Source organism: Streptomyces sp. A0642, from assembly GCF_004795105.1.
In the GTDB taxonomy this organism is placed as follows: Bacteria; Actinomycetota; Actinomycetes; order Streptomycetales; family Streptomycetaceae; genus Streptomyces.
The window spans coordinates 71,057-86,055 of sequence record NZ_SSBL01000024.1 but is presented as its reverse complement, the minus strand read 5'-3'; the positions used below and the strand labels follow the sequence as shown (position 1 = coordinate 86,055).

The 14,999-nt window shown below is 71.5% G+C and carries 17 protein-coding genes; 10 read left to right on the top strand and 7 right to left on the bottom strand.

Annotated features, from left to right (window positions below):
• Nucleotides 1-96: 96 nt before the first annotated feature.
• The 3 genes from E6R60_RS29790 to E6R60_RS29780 all read right to left on the bottom strand — a co-directional run bounded on the left by E6R60_RS29790 (nucleotide 97) and on the right by E6R60_RS29780 (nucleotide 1,866).
• Nucleotides 97-339, bottom strand: a complete 243-nt coding sequence (locus tag E6R60_RS29790; RefSeq protein WP_136329795.1) for a hypothetical protein — start codon at nucleotides 337-339, stop codon at nucleotides 97-99.
• Nucleotides 336-584, bottom strand: a complete 249-nt coding sequence (locus E6R60_RS29785; RefSeq protein ID WP_136329794.1) for a hypothetical protein — start codon at nucleotides 582-584, stop codon at nucleotides 336-338. Before E6R60_RS29785 ends, E6R60_RS29790 begins: the two co-directional genes overlap by 4 nt.
• A gap of 136 nt (nucleotides 585-720) precedes the next feature.
• Nucleotides 721-1,866, bottom strand: coding sequence for an NAD(P)/FAD-dependent oxidoreductase (locus E6R60_RS29780; RefSeq protein WP_136329793.1), 1,146 nt, complete (start codon nucleotides 1,864-1,866; stop codon nucleotides 721-723).
• A gap of 185 nt (nucleotides 1,867-2,051) precedes the next feature.
• On the opposite strand from E6R60_RS29780, the gene E6R60_RS29775 reads away from it, so the two are divergent.
• A complete protein-coding gene (locus E6R60_RS29775) occupies nucleotides 2,052-2,672 on the top strand; it encodes a TetR/AcrR family transcriptional regulator (protein ID WP_136329792.1) in 621 nt (206 codons plus the stop codon).
• 115 nt (nucleotides 2,673-2,787) lie between these two features.
• Nucleotides 2,788-3,474, top strand: coding sequence for a hypothetical protein (locus tag E6R60_RS29770; RefSeq protein WP_136329791.1), 687 nt, complete (start codon nucleotides 2,788-2,790; stop codon nucleotides 3,472-3,474).
• 139 nt (nucleotides 3,475-3,613) lie between these two features.
• Here the strand turns inward: E6R60_RS29770 and E6R60_RS29765 are convergent, their stop codons facing one another.
• A complete protein-coding gene (locus E6R60_RS29765) occupies nucleotides 3,614-4,375 on the bottom strand; it encodes a phosphoglyceromutase (RefSeq protein ID WP_136329790.1) in 762 nt (253 codons plus the stop codon).
• A gap of 210 nt (nucleotides 4,376-4,585) precedes the next feature.
• On the opposite strand from E6R60_RS29765, the gene E6R60_RS29760 reads away from it, so the two are divergent.
• Nucleotides 4,586-5,875 (top strand): MFS transporter, encoded by a 1,290-nt coding sequence (locus tag E6R60_RS29760; RefSeq protein WP_136329789.1) that lies wholly within the window; start codon nucleotides 4,586-4,588, stop codon nucleotides 5,873-5,875.
• 61 nt (nucleotides 5,876-5,936) lie between these two features.
• Here the strand turns inward: E6R60_RS29760 and E6R60_RS36865 are convergent, their stop codons facing one another.
• Nucleotides 5,937-6,086, bottom strand: a complete 150-nt coding sequence (locus tag E6R60_RS36865; protein WP_168713697.1) for a hypothetical protein — start codon at nucleotides 6,084-6,086, stop codon at nucleotides 5,937-5,939.
• 185 nt (nucleotides 6,087-6,271) lie between these two features.
• The gene (gene phoU, locus E6R60_RS29755; RefSeq protein ID WP_136329788.1) at nucleotides 6,272-6,949 is read right to left on the bottom strand and encodes a phosphate signaling complex protein PhoU; all 678 of its coding nucleotides are present in this window, start codon (nucleotides 6,947-6,949) and stop codon (nucleotides 6,272-6,274) included.
• A gap of 197 nt (nucleotides 6,950-7,146) precedes the next feature.
• Between phoU and E6R60_RS29750 the strand changes: the two genes are divergently transcribed.
• Nucleotides 7,147-8,421, top strand: coding sequence for an ATP-binding protein (locus E6R60_RS29750; RefSeq protein WP_136329787.1), 1,275 nt, complete (start codon nucleotides 7,147-7,149; stop codon nucleotides 8,419-8,421).
• Complete coding sequence (locus E6R60_RS29745) at nucleotides 8,418-9,098, top strand: response regulator transcription factor (RefSeq protein WP_136201434.1); 681 nt, start codon at nucleotides 8,418-8,420, stop codon at nucleotides 9,096-9,098. Before E6R60_RS29750 ends, E6R60_RS29745 begins: the two co-directional genes overlap by 4 nt.
• 95 nt (nucleotides 9,099-9,193) lie before the next feature.
• On the opposite strand, the gene E6R60_RS29740 is transcribed toward E6R60_RS29745, so the two are convergent.
• Nucleotides 9,194-9,868, bottom strand: a complete 675-nt coding sequence (locus tag E6R60_RS29740; protein WP_136329786.1) for a copper chaperone PCu(A)C — start codon at nucleotides 9,866-9,868, stop codon at nucleotides 9,194-9,196.
• A gap of 644 nt (nucleotides 9,869-10,512) precedes the next feature.
• Between E6R60_RS29740 and E6R60_RS29730 the strand changes: the two genes are divergently transcribed.
• The 5 genes from E6R60_RS29730 (at nucleotide 10,513) to E6R60_RS29710 (ending at nucleotide 14,998) form a co-directional block, all read left to right on the top strand.
• On the top strand, nucleotides 10,513-10,995 hold the full coding sequence (locus E6R60_RS29730; protein ID WP_006380568.1) for a CarD family transcriptional regulator: 483 nt from the start codon (nucleotides 10,513-10,515) through the stop codon (nucleotides 10,993-10,995).
• Nucleotides 10,996-11,451: 456 nt separating this feature from the next.
• A complete protein-coding gene (ispD, locus tag E6R60_RS29725; protein WP_136329785.1) occupies nucleotides 11,452-12,198 on the top strand; it encodes a 2-C-methyl-D-erythritol 4-phosphate cytidylyltransferase in 747 nt (248 codons plus the stop codon).
• The gene (gene ispF, locus E6R60_RS29720) at nucleotides 12,188-12,694 is read left to right on the top strand and encodes a 2-C-methyl-D-erythritol 2,4-cyclodiphosphate synthase (RefSeq protein WP_136329784.1); all 507 of its coding nucleotides are present in this window, start codon (nucleotides 12,188-12,190) and stop codon (nucleotides 12,692-12,694) included. The genes ispD and ispF overlap by 11 nt, the downstream gene beginning before the upstream one ends.
• A gap of 132 nt (nucleotides 12,695-12,826) precedes the next feature.
• A complete protein-coding gene (locus tag E6R60_RS29715; RefSeq protein ID WP_136329783.1) occupies nucleotides 12,827-13,444 on the top strand; it encodes a GNAT family N-acetyltransferase in 618 nt (205 codons plus the stop codon).
• Nucleotides 13,445-13,471: 27 nt separating this feature from the next.
• The gene (locus E6R60_RS29710) at nucleotides 13,472-14,998 is read left to right on the top strand and encodes an ABC transporter substrate-binding protein (RefSeq protein ID WP_136329782.1); all 1,527 of its coding nucleotides are present in this window, start codon (nucleotides 13,472-13,474) and stop codon (nucleotides 14,996-14,998) included.
• Nucleotide 14,999 lies beyond the last annotated feature (1 nt).

Below are 14,999 nucleotides of genomic sequence, written 5' to 3'. Positions count from 1 at the left end.
GCACCACGGTGACGACCGGTCAGGGCAGCGGGACCAGCCGCACCACGGGGCCGTTGTTCACGGCAGTGGGACCGGCTGCATCTCGGTGAAGGTCGCTCAGGGCAGCGGGACCAGCCGCACCACGGTGACGGTCAGGACCGACCTGGAGACGTAATAGAGCACGATCGCCCCGGCGACCGTCGCCTCGCGGCGATCGTGCTCGTCCTTGACGGCGGACGAGCCGTGCCCGTACGGCGCGCGCCCCAGCGTGCGCGCCATCTCGTCCCGGAAGGTCTCGCCGTCCCGCATCTTGGCCAGGGTGTCGTCGGCGGGCGGCGCGTAGGAGATCCGGAAACTCAAGCGACGCTCCGCCTCTCGGCCTCGTCGCGAGCGAGCCGGTCCAGGATCCGTTCGGCCTCCGGATCGGGTACGGCCTCCAGCATCCAGTGCCGCATCACGGCCTGGATCTCGTTCACCCCGGCCTCGTTGATGGCACGGTCGAACTCCTCGCGCAGCGCCTCGGGCAGGGCGTCGCGGATGGCCGGGATGCTGTTGGGCACCTCGACCTCGGCGCCGCCGACAAAGGTCTTCAGGGGCTCACTCATGGCTGCTCTCCCCGCTCTCCCCGCATGCGCCACAGAGTACGACGCGGCGTGAGGGGCGTCACTCCCGGCCACGCCGCATCCGCATCGGCGCGGATCGTCACGGCAGTCGCGGTGCGGCCGGGGCCCGGAGCGCGTGTCAGCGCCGGGCCGGGCCGAAGCCCTGCTCATCGGGGTCGGGGAGGTCGAGCAGGGACTGGGCGCCGCCTTCGAGCGACCGGGCGATCGCGGCCGAACGCGGCAGCATCGCGCTTTCGTAGCGGCGGACGGCGTCGTCGACGGTGGCGGAGTGCGCGAGTGCGAGCGCGAGTTCGCTCGCGTCGAGCATGGCGAGGTTGACGCCCACGCCCAGCGGCGGCATGAGGTGGGCGGCGTCTCCCAGGAGCGTCACGCCGGGGGAGTGCTCCCAGGTGTGCGGCACCGGCAGGGCGAGGAGCGGTCGGTCGACGTAGGGGCCGTCGTTGTCGGTGATCAGGCGGAGCATCCGCGGTGACCAGTCCGCGTACTCCCTCAGCAGGTGGGCGCGGATGGCCTCGGTGTCCTCGGGACGGAGCCCGTGCGCCGCGATCCAGTCCGCGGGGACGCACTGCATGAGGTAGACGCGCATGTGGCCGCCGCTATTCCGTTGCGCGAAGAGGCCACGCTTCCCGTCGGCCGCGTGGGCGCTGCCCTTCCCGACCAGTTCGGACACTTCGGGGTGTGCGGTCTCCATGGCGTCGAACCACGCCTCGAGGAAACCGACCCCCGTGTAGGCCGGTGTCGCGGGCGACACGGCGGGGCGGACACGGGAGAAGGCGCCGTCCGCCCCGATCACGAGGTCGGTCTCGACGGTCGCTCCGTCCGCGAACGTCAGCGTGCGTGACCCGTTGTCAGGTCCGCTCACCGAGTCGAGCGGGCGGCCCCACTGAACCGTTCCCTCGGTGAGCGAGCGCAGCAGGAGGTCGCGCAGTTGTCCGCGGTCGATCTCGGGGGCGGCCGTTTCGCCCTCGTCCGGGACGTGGTGGTCCAGGACATTCCCCGCCCGGTCGAGGCGGCGCATCTCCTGGCCCTCGAACCTGGCGAGCGCGAAGAACTCCTCCAGCAGCCCGGCCTCGCGGAGGGCGAGTTGGCCGTCATCGTCGTGCAGATCAAGTGAGCCTCCCTGGTTCCTGGAGTGGGCGTCAGGGTCGCGGTCGTAGACGGTCACCGCGATGCCGTGCCGTTGAAGGACGCGTGCGCAGGTCAAGCCTCCCGGGCCGGCCCCGATGATGCTGATGCGCGCGCTGGAGGGCGTCGGAGCGTTCATGGTGGTTCCCCTTCGGAGGGTGGAGGGCCGGGGCGCTGACGGCGCCCCGGCGTGGCGATGCCGCGATGCGGTGGGTGCCGCCGCGAGGGGCGACAGCCCCGCCGGAACCACCAAAGCAGAAACGACTAAGAAACTGCAACCGTTCCAGTTTCTGCTTCGTTCCAGTAATGGGATACGGTGACGGCATGTCCGACACCCCGGCCGTTGGCCGCCGCGAGCGCAAGAAGGCCGCGACCAGGCAGGCCATCGCCGACGCCGCCCTGGAGCTCTTCCTGGAGCACGGTTTCGAACGAGTGAGCGTCCGAGAGGTGGCCGAGAGGGCCGACGTGTCGACGACGACCCTCTTCGCGCACTTCCCGAGCAAGGAGGCGCTGGTTTTCGACCGCGAGGCGGAAGTCGAGGCCGAGCTGGTCGCAGCCGTCAGGGACCGGCCCGCCGGACAGGACGTGGTCGAAGCGCTCCGCGCTCACGCGCTCACGTCCTGGGGGCGGCTCGCTTCGGACCCCCGCCGGGCCTCGTTCACCGCGCTGGTGGACGGGAGTCCCGCCCTGCGTGAGTACGGGGAGCGCATGTGGATGCGGCACGCGGGGGCCCTCGGCGAGGCGATCGCGGAGGAACTCGGCCGGGGGCCCGACGACATCACCTGTGCGGCCCTCGCCCGCTTCGTCCTGGAGGTCCCCGCGCTGGCTACGGGACGACAGGATTCGCGCGCGGCCGTCGACGCGGTCTTCGACCTGCTGACCCATGGATGGCAGCCGTCCGGGCCCGGCTCGCGGGATGCGGCCGGAGGGCCCCACGGGGACTGACGTGCCGGACCGCCAGGCAGATGATCGTCAGATCCGGCAAGTCGCTGATTAGGCTGGTCGGACCCTTTTGTCCCCGGTATCCGTTCCCCGCACGCGTCGAGGCGTTGTGACTGGCGTGGAACCACGTGAATTCTGGGAGCGGCACACCGTCCTGGCGCAAGCCTTCCTCGCCAACGACGAGGAGATGCGTCAGGCGCAGGAAGTACTCGACGAAGCGCAGGCGGCGCGCAGCCGTACCCTCGCGGCGTTCGCCGTCACGGTGGGCGACGACGGGGCCATCGCCGAGCTGCTGGGCCTGAACGAGCGCGAGGTGCGTCTGGCGCGCCGCACCGTGGGGCGCAACGACGCCCGATCGGTTGCCGAATCCCTCCTGAGCAACCCTCCACAGCCACAACCGGAACCCGCCGGCGGCCCACCCCCCTCCCTGGACGGCCTGCCCCACCCCAGGGAGGAACTGCCCCTCCCCGCCGCCGACCCGCCCCACCAGACTCCGGTGCCGCCCCAGATGACGCCGTCCGTCCCGCACGCCCCGATGGAGGCCGCCGCCTGGACGCCGAGCATGGATTCCGTACTGCTGTGGAGCTGGGAGTCCGGCGTCGACCTGCAGACGGTGGCGAGCGAACTGGGCGTGAGCGTGCGGGCGCTGCTGATCCGGGTGCAGGCCCTCGCCGACGACGGCATGCTCACGCTGGCCACCCCGGTCACCGAGGTGGGCAGGAACGGCCGCCACCGCCGCCAGCACGATGAGACGAGCGCGGTCCTCTTCGGCCCCGCCACCGTCCCGGGCTACATGCAGTACTGAGTCCGTTGCCCTGACCGTCCGTGGGTCTCCGCCCTCCCGGCGTTTCCGCCGGAATGGCGGAGACCCCCAGGGACCCCGGACACACGGCGGCCCCCCACCACGCGGAAAACCCGCAGGTGGGGGGCCTCTTCGGTTCTGCTTACTTCTTCTTGCCCTGGTTCTTCACGGCCTCGATGGCCGCCTTCGCCGCGTCCGGGTCGAGGTAGGTGCCACCCGGCTTCAACGGGCGGAAGTTCTCGTCCAGTTCGTACGCGAGCGGGATGCCCGTCGGGATGTTCAGGCCCGCGATGTCGGCGTCCGAGACGCCGTCGAGGTGCTTGACCAGGGCCCGGAGGCTGTTGCCGTGGGCGGCGACCAGGACCGTGCGGCCGGTCAGCAGGTCGGGGACGATGCCGTCGTACCAGTACGGCAGCATGCGGATGACGACGTCCTTCAGGCACTCCGTGCGCGGGCGCAGCTCCGGGGGGATCGTCGCGTAGCGGGCGTCGTCGCTCTGCGAGAACTCGGTGCCGTCCTCGAGGGCGGGCGGCGGGGTGTCGTACGAGCGGCGCCAGAGCATGAACTGCTCCTCGCCGAACTCGGCGAGCGTCTGCGCCTTGTCCTTGCCCTGGAGGGCGCCGTAGTGGCGCTCGTTGAGGCGCCAGGTGCGGTGGGCGGGGATCCAGTGGCGGTCCGCGGCCTCCAGCCCGAGCTGGGCGGTGCGGATGGCGCGCTTCTGGAGGGAGGTGTGCACGACGTCGGGGAGCAGGCCGGCGTCCTTGAGCAGCTCACCGCCGCGGACCGCCTCCTTCTCGCCCTTGTCGGTGAGGTCTACGTCCACCCAACCGGTGAACAGGTTCTTCGCGTTCCATTCGCTCTCGCCGTGGCGGAGGAGGATCAGCTTGTACGGTGCGTCGGCCATGGGTCCGAGCGTAATCGAACCCGTGAGGGCGGCGCGCGCCCGGCCACAGGGCGGACAGCGCGGGGGGCGCGCCGGGGTCGGGGCGGCTGCCGATTGACGGCAGGCGTCAATTGAGTGGCAGGGACGAGCCCTGGATTCGTAATGTTCGGACCGTTGGCGGACCACTTACCGCCTGTATGCCGCACCATGACGTCCCCGGGGGGAAACCGCATGTCTGTCGCCGGTCTCAGGCGGGCCGCCCGGGAAGCCGTCTCCGGTTTCCCCAGGGAGTTCTGGTGGCTGTGGACCAGCACCCTGGTCAACCGCCTCGGGGCGTTCGTCGCCACCTTCATGGCCCTGTACCTGACCCTGGACCGGGGCTACTCCGCCTCGTACGCCGGTCTGGTCGTGGCGTTGCACGGGCTCGGCGGGGTGGTTTCCTCGCTCGTGGCCGGGGTGATGACGGACCGTTTCGGCCGGCGGCCCACGATGCTCGTCGCGCAGCTCTCGACGGCCGTCTCGGTGGCTGTGCTCGGCTTCATGGTGCACCCGGTGGCGATCGCCGCCGTCGCCTTCGTCGTCGGCATGGCGAGCAGCGCCTCCCGCCCCGCGGTCCAGGCGATGATCGCCGACATCGTTCCGGCGAAGGACCGGGTGCGGGCCTTCTCGGTCAACTACTGGGCGATCAACCTGGGATTCGCCGTCTCGTCCGCCGGGGCCGGGTTCGTCGCCGAGTACAGCTACCTCGCGGGCTTCGTCGGCGAGGCGGTGATGACCCTGATCTGTGCGGTCGTCGTCTTCATGAAGGTGCCCGAATCCAGGCCGCAGGAGGCCGGCTCCGCGCTGCCGGACGCCACGGCCGCCGACGGCGTACGGCTGGGGACGGTGCTGCGCGACGGACGGTTCATGGGCGTCGTCGGGCTGTCGTTCGTGATCGCCCTGATCTTCCAGCAGGGGTACGTGGGGCTGCCGGTGGCCATGGGGGCCGACGGGTTCAGCAGCTCCGACTTCGGTGCGGCGGTCGCCGTCAACGGCGTCCTCATCGTCGTCCTGCAGATTCCCGTCACCCGGTTCATCCAGAGCCGCGACCCGCGCCGGCTGCTCATCGTGTCGTCCCTGCTCGCCGGGTACGGGTTCGGGCTGACGGCCTTCGCCGGCTCGGTGGGGGTCTACGCGCTGACCATCTGCGTCTGGACCGTCGCCGAGATCGTCAACGCACCCGTGCAGAACGGGCTGGTCGTCCAGCTCTCACCGGTGCACGGCCGGGGCCGCTACCAGGGCATGTACGCCCTGTCGTGGTCGGCGGCGGCGCTCGTCGCCCCGCTGATGTCCGGTGTGGTGATCGACCGCTTCGGGGCTGGGTGGCTGTGGGGGACCTGCGCGGTCCTCGGCACCGCGGCGGCGTTCGGGTACTGGCTGCTGATGCGCAATCTGCCTCGCGACGACGTGGCGTCGGCCCCCGCGGTCTCGGGCGGCAGCCCGGTCGTGGGTTCCGAACCCGCGGTGGAGAAGGCGGCCTGAGTCCGGCGGCGCCCCGCGCGGACGGTTCCGCGCGGGGCGCCGCCGTCGCTGCGCGCGCCCGTCAGCCGGAGCAGCCGCCGCACTGGCACGGCGCACCGGACTGGCAGCCGCACCCGCAGCCCGAGCCGCAGCCGCAGGCGCCGAGGACGCCCCCGTGCGCCACGTCGGCGGGTGTCTCCTGCTGGGGTTCGGTCGTGGGGGAATCGGCCATGGTTCCTCCTCAAGGTGTACGAGAGGCCGCACGCCCGCCCGGGGCCCACGACCGGGGCGGTACGGAAAGGTCGTGCCGCCCCACCCCATTGCATGCCCACCCGGACGGGCGCATCAACGGCGCACACGCGCAGGAACGCCTGTGCGAATCCATGCCCCGGGTCCGTCCCCCGCGGCTGCGGCCCCCTACGCGCCCTCGACCGGCGTCGGCTGCTGGAGGTCGTCCGCGTGTTCGCCCGTCACCAGGTAGACGACGCGCTTGGCCACCGACACGGCGTGGTCCGCGAACCGCTCGTAGTAGCGGCCGAGCAGGGTCACGTCGACGGCCGTCTCGATGCCGTGCTTCCAGCGGTCGTCCATCAGGTGCTGGAACAGCGTGCGGTGCAGCAGGTCCATCTCGTCGTCGTCCTGCTCCAGCTGGAGCGCCAGGTCGACGTCCTTGGTGATGATCACCTCGGCGGCCTTGGCCATCAGGCGCTGCGCGAGCTGGCCCATCTCCAGGATGGTGGCGTGCAGGTCGTGGGGGACCGCGGACTGCGGGAAGCGCAGCCGGGCCAGCTTCGCGACGTGCTGGGCGAGGTCGCCCGAGCGCTCCAGGTCGGCGCTCATCCGCAGCGAGGTGACCACGATCCTGAGGTCGGTCGCCACCGGCTGCTGGCGGGCCAGCAGCGCGATGGCCCTGGCCTCCAGGTCGTGCTGGAGGTCGTCGACCTTCTGGTCCGCGGCGATCACGGTCTCCGCGAGCTTGAGATCGGCGTCGAGCATGGACGTCGTCGCCCGGCCGATCGCCGACCCGACGAGCCGGGCCATCTCGACCAGGCCCTCGCCGATCGAGTCGAGTTCCTCGTGGTACGCGTCACGCATGGGAAGTCCCTCTCCAGTCCTGAACCGAGTCCGGGGCCGCTCTGAACCCCACCGTGCCACCGTGACGGCCGTACGCGTCGGGTTCCGGCCGACCAAGTGAACCGGCCCTTGCCCCTCGGTGAACTCTGGGCGACGAGTGTTCGGACAGGCACCCGGACGGCTGGGAGAGTGTCCGTCGGGCCGCATAACCTGGAGCCATGGACGTGAACGCGGCGGTCGCCGCAGCTGCAGCGATCGCCGGGGTGTGCACCGGTGTGATCGCCATGCTGGCGTTCCGCTGGAGCGAGCGCGACCAGAAGAAGCCCACGCGTACGTCCCTGCGGCCCGACAGCGGCGCCCCCCTTCCCCCCGGCGTCGACACGGTCCTGTCCGTGCTCAGCTCCTCCGCCGTCGTACTCGACGAGAGCGACAGCGTCGTCAAGGCCAGCTCCGCCGCGTACGCGCTGGGACTGGTCAGGGGAGGGCGCCTGGCCGTCGAGCCGATGCTGAACATGGCCAGGGACACCCGCCGCGACGGGGAGATACGGCAGGTCGAACTGGACCTGCCCCGGCGCGGCACGGGCCGGGGCGAGGCCCTCGCGGTCTCCGCCCGGGTCGCCCCGCTGGGCTCCCGGCTGGTGCTGCTGCTGGTCGAGGACCTCACCGAGGCCCGCCGCATCGAAGCGGTCCGGCGCGACTTCGTCGCCAACGTCAGCCATGAGCTCAAGACCCCGACCGGCGCGCTGTCCCTTCTCTCGGAGGCCGTCATGGACGCCTCCGACGACCCGGAGGCGGTGGAGCGGTTCGCCGGACGGATGCAGATCGAGGCGACCCGGCTCACCAACCTCGTACAGGAGCTCATCGACCTCTCCCGGGTGCAGAACGACGACCCGCTGGAGGACGCCGAACCGGTCCGGGTCGACGAGCTGGTCGCCGAGGCCATCGACCGCTGCCGGCAGCAGGCCGGCTCCAAGCAGATCACCATGGCCGCGGGCGGCACCGCCGAACTCCGCATATGGGGCAACCGCGGCCAGCTCGCCGCGGCCCTCGGCAACCTCGTCGAGAACGCCGTCAACTACAGCCCCGCCCACACCCGCGTCGGCATCGCCGCCCGCCGGGTGGTCGCGTCCGGGGGCGACGAGATCGAGATCGCCGTGACCGACCAGGGCATCGGCATCTCGGAGAAGGACCGCGAGCGGGTCTTCGAACGCTTCTACCGCGTCGACCCGGCCCGCTCCCGCGCCACCGGTGGCACCGGCCTCGGCCTCGCCATCGTCAAGCACGTGGCCGCCTCGCACGGCGGGGAGGTCACCGTCTGGAGCTCGGAGGGACAGGGCTCCACCTTCACCCTGCGGCTGCCCGAAGCGGGCTCCGTGCGGGAACGGGACCGCACCGCCCACGGCCCCCTCATCGTCAACGGCGACCAGGCGTCCCACCCGGACGCCGCACCCGAAACCTTTGATTCATTCCCTGCCCCGGAGGCTCTTCCGTGACCCGAGTGCTTGTCGTCGAGGATGAGGAATCCTTCAGCGACGTCCTGTCCTACATGCTCCGCAAGGAAGGCTTCGAGGTCGCCATCGCGGCCACCGGACCCGACGGTCTGGACGAGTTCGAGCGCAACGGCGCCGACCTCGTGCTCCTCGACCTGATGCTGCCCGGCCTGCCCGGCACGGAGGTCTGCCGGCAGCTGCGCAGCAGGTCCAACGTCCCCGTGATCATGGTCACCGCCAAGGACAGCGAGATCGACAAGGTCGTCGGCCTGGAAATAGGGGCCGACGACTACGTGACCAAGCCCTTCTCCTCCCGCGAGCTCGTCGCCCGGATCCGCGCGGTCCTGCGCCGCCGCGGGGAGCCGGAGGAGGTCACCCCGGCCGCGCTGGAGGCCGGACCGGTGCGGATGGACGTCGACCGCCACGTCGTCACGGTCTCCGGCGGCAAGGTCGACCTGCCGCTGAAGGAGTTCGACCTGCTGGAGATGCTGCTCCGCAACGCCGGACGGGTGCTGACCCGGATGCAGCTGATCGACCGGGTCTGGGGCGCGGACTACGTGGGCGACACCAAGACGCTCGACGTCCACGTGAAGCGGCTGCGCGCCAAGATCGAGCCGGACCCGGGCGCCCCGCGGTTCCTCGTGACGGTGCGGGGCCTCGGGTACAAGTTCGAGCCGTAAACCGGCCCGGAGCCAGAAGGACAGAAGGTACGGCCGAGGCCGCCTCCCGGCAGGGAGGCGGCCTCGGCCGCGTGTGCGTGTCGTGCGGGGTGCGGTCAGCCCGGCTGCTGGGAGTCGGACGCCGCGTCGCTCGGGGTGGTCGTGCCGCCCTCCGCCTCCGAGCCGGTCGTGGCGCCCGCGGTCTCGGACGCGGAACCGGACGGCGTCGCCTCGGGCGACTTCTTCGACTTCTCCGGGTTCTTCGGGGGCTCCGGCTGCGTGCTCGGGCCGAAGTCCTTGAAGTAGCCGGCGGCGGGGACGACGGTCGCGCCGAGCGCGATGTCGCCGGTCCGGCTGAACTTGAAGACCAGCGTCTGCACGTTGCCGTTCTGCGTGGCCTCGCTGCCGTTCTCGATCACGGCGGCGGCATTGCCCCGGCCGCCGAGGATCACCGTGCCGCCGGCCGGCACGACCAGCGGTCCCGAACCCTTCGCGGGGTGCAGCGTCACGGAGCCGCTGCCGCCCGCCAGGGTGACGGCGTCGAGCGTCTCGGCCTTGGTGCCGCCGTTGAACAGCGTGGCGGTGACGACGGCCGGGCCCTTGGCCTCGCGCTCCGGCTGGGTGACCACGTTGGCGTTCTGGATCTTGATGTCGCCGGACGACGTGGCGGCGTTGTCAGGCCTGACTTCGAGCGTCTGCGCGTCCTTGCCGGCTCCGCATGCGGAAAGCGTGGCGATGGAGAACACGAGGGCAGTGGCGGCGAGAGCGCCGTGTCGAAGGCTGCGGCTCACGGCGGCGGCAACTCCTTGAACGAGCGGACGTGCGGACGGGTCGGGCGAGCGGCGTAAAGCCGCCCTAAGGGTCTGTCAGCGGCCAGGTTACCGAGCCCCGGTCCCCGCCCCGCACCCGACCCGCCCCTGACGGCCCCGGGGATCGGCGGACCCTCTTCCGCGAGATCATTTCGCACGCCGTTCACATAACGCGCTTGATCAATTCCACCGCGGGTTCGCCCCGCGCTTCGCGCCCCTGTTCACGGTCGTGCGGCGCATTCATTGCCACATAATCCGCACGCCGTCCGCCGTTGATCAATTTCATTGGCCACCGGCCCCGAGGGGCCGGACCACCCAATTGCCGGACGCGCTTGCCGCCGTACGAGTGATCGATCACCGAACGGAGTACGGAATGTTCATCACCTGGAACCCGACAAAACGGGACGTCTCGTCATTTCCGAGCGGGTTCCGGTAGGTGTAACGTCCGCGTTTCTCCCCGCCCGTACAGCCGCTCCGACCTGCGAATACCCTCCTCCTGGAGCCTTCCGCAGCACGTCCGTGTTGCAGTTGTCAAGCCCCGAGATATGCCCTGACCTGCGAAAACGCCATTCAGGAGAAGCAGTTCTCGTGTTACTCTTGATAGCCACGGAAGGGGTACCTGTCACATGACGTTCAAGGTTGGCGACACCGTGGTCTATCCCCATCACGGGGCCGCGCTGATCGAGGCTATCGAAACTCGCCAGATCAAAGGCGTGGACAAGACCTACTTGGTGCTCAAGGTCGCTCAGGGCGACTTGACGGTGCGTGTACCGGCGGACAATGCGGAGTTCGTGGGTGTGCGCGACGTGGTCGGGCAGGAAGGGCTGGACCGGGTCTTCGAGGTGCTGCGCGCACCGTATGCCGAGGAGCCGACGAACTGGTCCCGACGCTACAAGGCAAATCTCGAGAAGCTCGCATCCGGCGATGTCATCAAGGTCGCGGAAGTGGTTCGCGACCTGTGGCGTCGTGAGCGCGAGCGTGGACTCTCCGCAGGTGAGAAGCGCATGCTCGCCAAGGCTCGCCAGATCCTGGTGAGCGAGCTCGCTCTCGCGGAGAACACGAACGAGGACAAGGCCGAGGCTCTTCTCGACGAGGTCCTCGCGTCCTGAACCGGATCGCACCGGTCGTAAATAATGTGCCGCGGTGCCCGCTGACCAGCCGTATACACGGTGTGTCGTCGGGCGCTGCGGCATGCCCGGGTGCGGTCTCCGGCGTGCTCACCGCCCCTGCGTGCGCCCGCCTCGCCCGCGGGAAGCCCCGCAGTGCTGGGGAACGCGGGCCGGGAGCCGCAGCCGGCGGACGCCTCCGGGCGGCGTGGCCCGACGCATCCGGATGTTCTCCCCGATGCGCCGATGCGTTGGCCTCATCGACGATCCCCCGGTACTTTGCTCGCGATCTTGTGAAGTCGACGTGTCAGGCCGATCCCGAGCGGCCCGGGCGGTACCCGTCTCGCCGGGGGGCACGGAAAGGGTCCCGGTCGAGTCATGGCGTGGCGCCCGGCTCGCTTGTGGCCATACCCACGCCGGCCGTGAAGACAAACATGCCGATGCTTCGGAGTGCAACCGATGTCTGATCAATCGCGTCCTTACCGCACCGCCGCCGTGATTCCCGCGGCCGGCCGCGGCGTACGGCTCGGCCCGGGCACCCCCAAGGCGCTCCGCGCGCTGGGCGGGACGCCCATGCTCATCCACGCCGTACGGGCCATGGCGGCCTCCCGCCACGTCTCGCTGGTCGTGGTCGTCGCACCGCCGGACGGGGCGCCCGGGGTGAGGCGTCTGCTCGACGAGCACGCCCTGCCCGAGCGCACCGATTTCGTGGTCGTGCCCGGCGGTGGGACCCGGCAGGAGTCGGTGAGACTCGGACTCGACGCGCTGCCCGCCGATGTCTCCGCCGTCCTCGTCCATGACGCGGCCCGCCCCCTCGTGCCCGTCGACACGGTGGACGCCGTGATCGAGGCCGTACGCGACGGAGCGCCCGCCGTCGTCCCCGCGCTGCCGCTGGCCGACACCGTCAAGGAGGTCGAGCCCGGTGCGCCGGGGGAGCCCGAGCCGGTGCTCTCCACTCCGGTACGGGCCCGGCTGCGCGCGGTGCAGACCCCGCAGGGCTTCGACCGCGCCACGCTGGTGCGCGCCCATGAGCAGGTCGCCGTCAGCGGCGAGGGTGCGACCGACGACGCCGGCATGGTCGAGCAGCTGGGGGCGCCCGTCGTGGTCGTCCCCGGCCACGAGGAGGCGTTCAAGGTGACCCGGCCGCTGGACCTGGTCCTGGCCGAGGCGGTACTCGCACGCAGGAGGGCGAACGATGGCTTCTGAGGCAGCCGGCCCCGCGCCTGTGATCCCGCTCGTCGGGATCGGCACCGACATCCACGCCTTCGAGGAGGGCCGCGCGCTGTGGTGCGCGGGCCTGCTGTGGGAGGGCGAGGGTCCCGGTCTCGCGGGCCACTCCGACGCCGACGTCGTCGCGCACGCCGCGTGCAACGCGCTGTTCTCCGCCGCCGGTCTCGGCGACCTCGGGCAGCACTTCGGCACCGGGCGCCCCGAGTGGTCGGGCGCCGCGGGCGTCACGCTGCTCACCGAGGCGGCCAGGATCGTCCGGTCCGAGGGGTTCGAGATCGGCAACGTGGCCGTCCAGGTCGTCGGCGTACGGCCGAAGATCGGCAAGCGGCGGGACGAGGCGCAGAAGGTCCTCTCCGCCGCCGTGGGCGCGCCCGTCTCGCTCTCCGCGGCCACCTCCGACGGGCTCGGCTTCACCGGCCGCGGCGAGGGCATCGCCGGCATCGCGACGGCCCTGGTCTACCGCACCCGCTGAGCCGCCCGGGGCCCCGGAGGCGACGGGTCCGTCCCGGCGGCCCCGGGGCCCGCCACCTTGTTGCACATCATGCGCAGGTACGCTCATGCGGCAATGATGTGCGTGGGTGGCGAGGGAGGGTGGAGCTCCGGGATGAGCACGACGACGACCGCTCCGGTGCGGACCGAAGGCGACGGGTATGTCGTGCGCACCGCAGGGCCCGCGGACATCGGCGGGGCGCGGGCCGTCATGCTCGACACCGTCTACCGCGACCTGCGCTCCGGGTACGTACCGCGCTGGCACGCCGACGTCATCGACCCCGAGGCCGCCTATCTGCGCCCCGCTCGCTGCACGCTGCTGGTGGCCGAGCGCGACGGCGAGATCGTCGCGACCGGGGCCGTGCGCGACCGGGGCCCGCAGGCGCCGCCCAACCCGCAGCGGGTCGCGGACCGTTTCCCCTCCGGCACCACCGCCCAGCTCTGCCGGATCTACGTGCGGCCGGAACACCGCAGGCGCGGGCTCGCCCGGCGGATGGTGCGCGAGCTCCGCGACTTCGTCGCCGGGGCGGGCGGATACGAGGCGGTCTACCTGCACACCGACCCGGCCGTCCCGGGCGCCGAGCCCTTCTGGAGGTCGCTGGCGCGGGAGGTGTGCGACGAGCGCGCGCTGCCGGGCGGCCAGGGCATCGTCCACTTCGAGCTGCCGCTGTCCGGGGCCGGACTGGCGATCCCTGGGGCCGGAAGCGGCACCGGCACCCCGTTTCGTAAATGACAATCGTTTTCATATAAGGTCGCTGCCATGCCCACGCCCCGACGCCGTCGCTCCGCGCTGCCGCTGACCCTGTCCGCGACCGCCCTCCTCGTCCTGCTCGCCACCGCCTGCTCCGGCGGCACGTCCGACGCCAAGGGCGCGGCCGACGGCGGAAAGCGTCTGCGGGTCGTCATGGCCTTCCCGCCCGCCCAGGCGATGTCCCCCTACGGCGACGACGCCGTCACCCTCAGCCGGCTCGCGGTCGTCGAGGGCCTCACCACCCTCGACCGCGACGGCGCCGCCAAGCCCGCACTCGCCGCCTCCTGGAAGCGCGACAGCGCCAAGGAGTGGACCTTCACCCTGCGCAGGGCCGCCTTCCAGGACGGCACCGAGGTCGACCCGGCCGCCGTCGTCCGCTCGCTGACCGCGGCCCAGAAGGCGTCGCCCAAGCCCCGCGTCCTGTCCGACACCGCCCTCACCGCCACGGCCCGGGGCGCCGACACCGTACGGATCGTCACCGACGAGGCCGACCCGCTGCTGCCCCAGCGCCTCGCCAATCCCTCCCTCACGATCCTGTCCGCCGCCGCCTACACCGGCACCAGGACCGACCCGGCCGGACACGCCACCGGCCCCTTCACCCTCGCCCGGGTCAACGGCGCCGTCAGCGCCACCCTGGAACGCAACGACACCTATTGGGGCGCCAAGGCCAAGGCCCCCGGCGCCGACGTCACCTTCGTCGCCGACGGCACCGCCCGCGCCAACGCCCTGCGCACCGGGGCCGTCGACGTCGCCGAATACATACCCGTCTCCCAGGCGTCCCTCCTCGGCGACGGGCTCGTCCACGCCTTCCCCTCCGCCCGCACCAACGGCCTCTCCCTCAACACGGAGCGCGGCGTCTTCGCCGACCCCGCGATGCGCGCCGCCGCCCGCGAGGCCATCGACTCCGAGGCGCTCGTCGAGTCCGTCTACGAAGGCCGGGCCGACACCGCGCGAGGACTGCTCGGCCCCGGCGTCCGCTGGGCCGCCGGCGTACGCACCGCCCCCACCGGCCGGGCGAAGGCCGCCGGCAAGGCTCAGGTCGCGAGGACGAAGGAGATCGTCCTCGCCACGTACACCAACCGGCCCGAACTGCCCGAGTCCGCCACCGTCGTCCAGCAGCAGCTCACCCGGCGCGGCTTCACCGTCAAGCAGGTCGTGCGTGACTACGCCCAGCTGGAGGCCGACGCCCTCGCCGGGAAGTACGACGCCTTCATCCAGGCCCGCAACACCCTCCTCGACACCGCCGACCCGGTCTCCTACCTGGCCTCCGACTTCACCTGCGACGGCAGCTTCAACATCTCCCAGCTCTGCGACAGGAATGTCGACGCCGCCGTGGCCGAGGCCGCCGGCGCCACCACGACCGCCGCCCGCCACGCCGCCGCCGCGGCCGCCGAGGCCGACGTCCTCGGAGCCGACGCCCTCGTACCGCTGCTCCACGAACGCTTCCTCCAGGGATACGACGACAGCCGCGTCCAGGGCGTCGCCCTCGACCCCCTGGAACGCACCCTCATCACCGCTGACACCCACGTCGGATGAC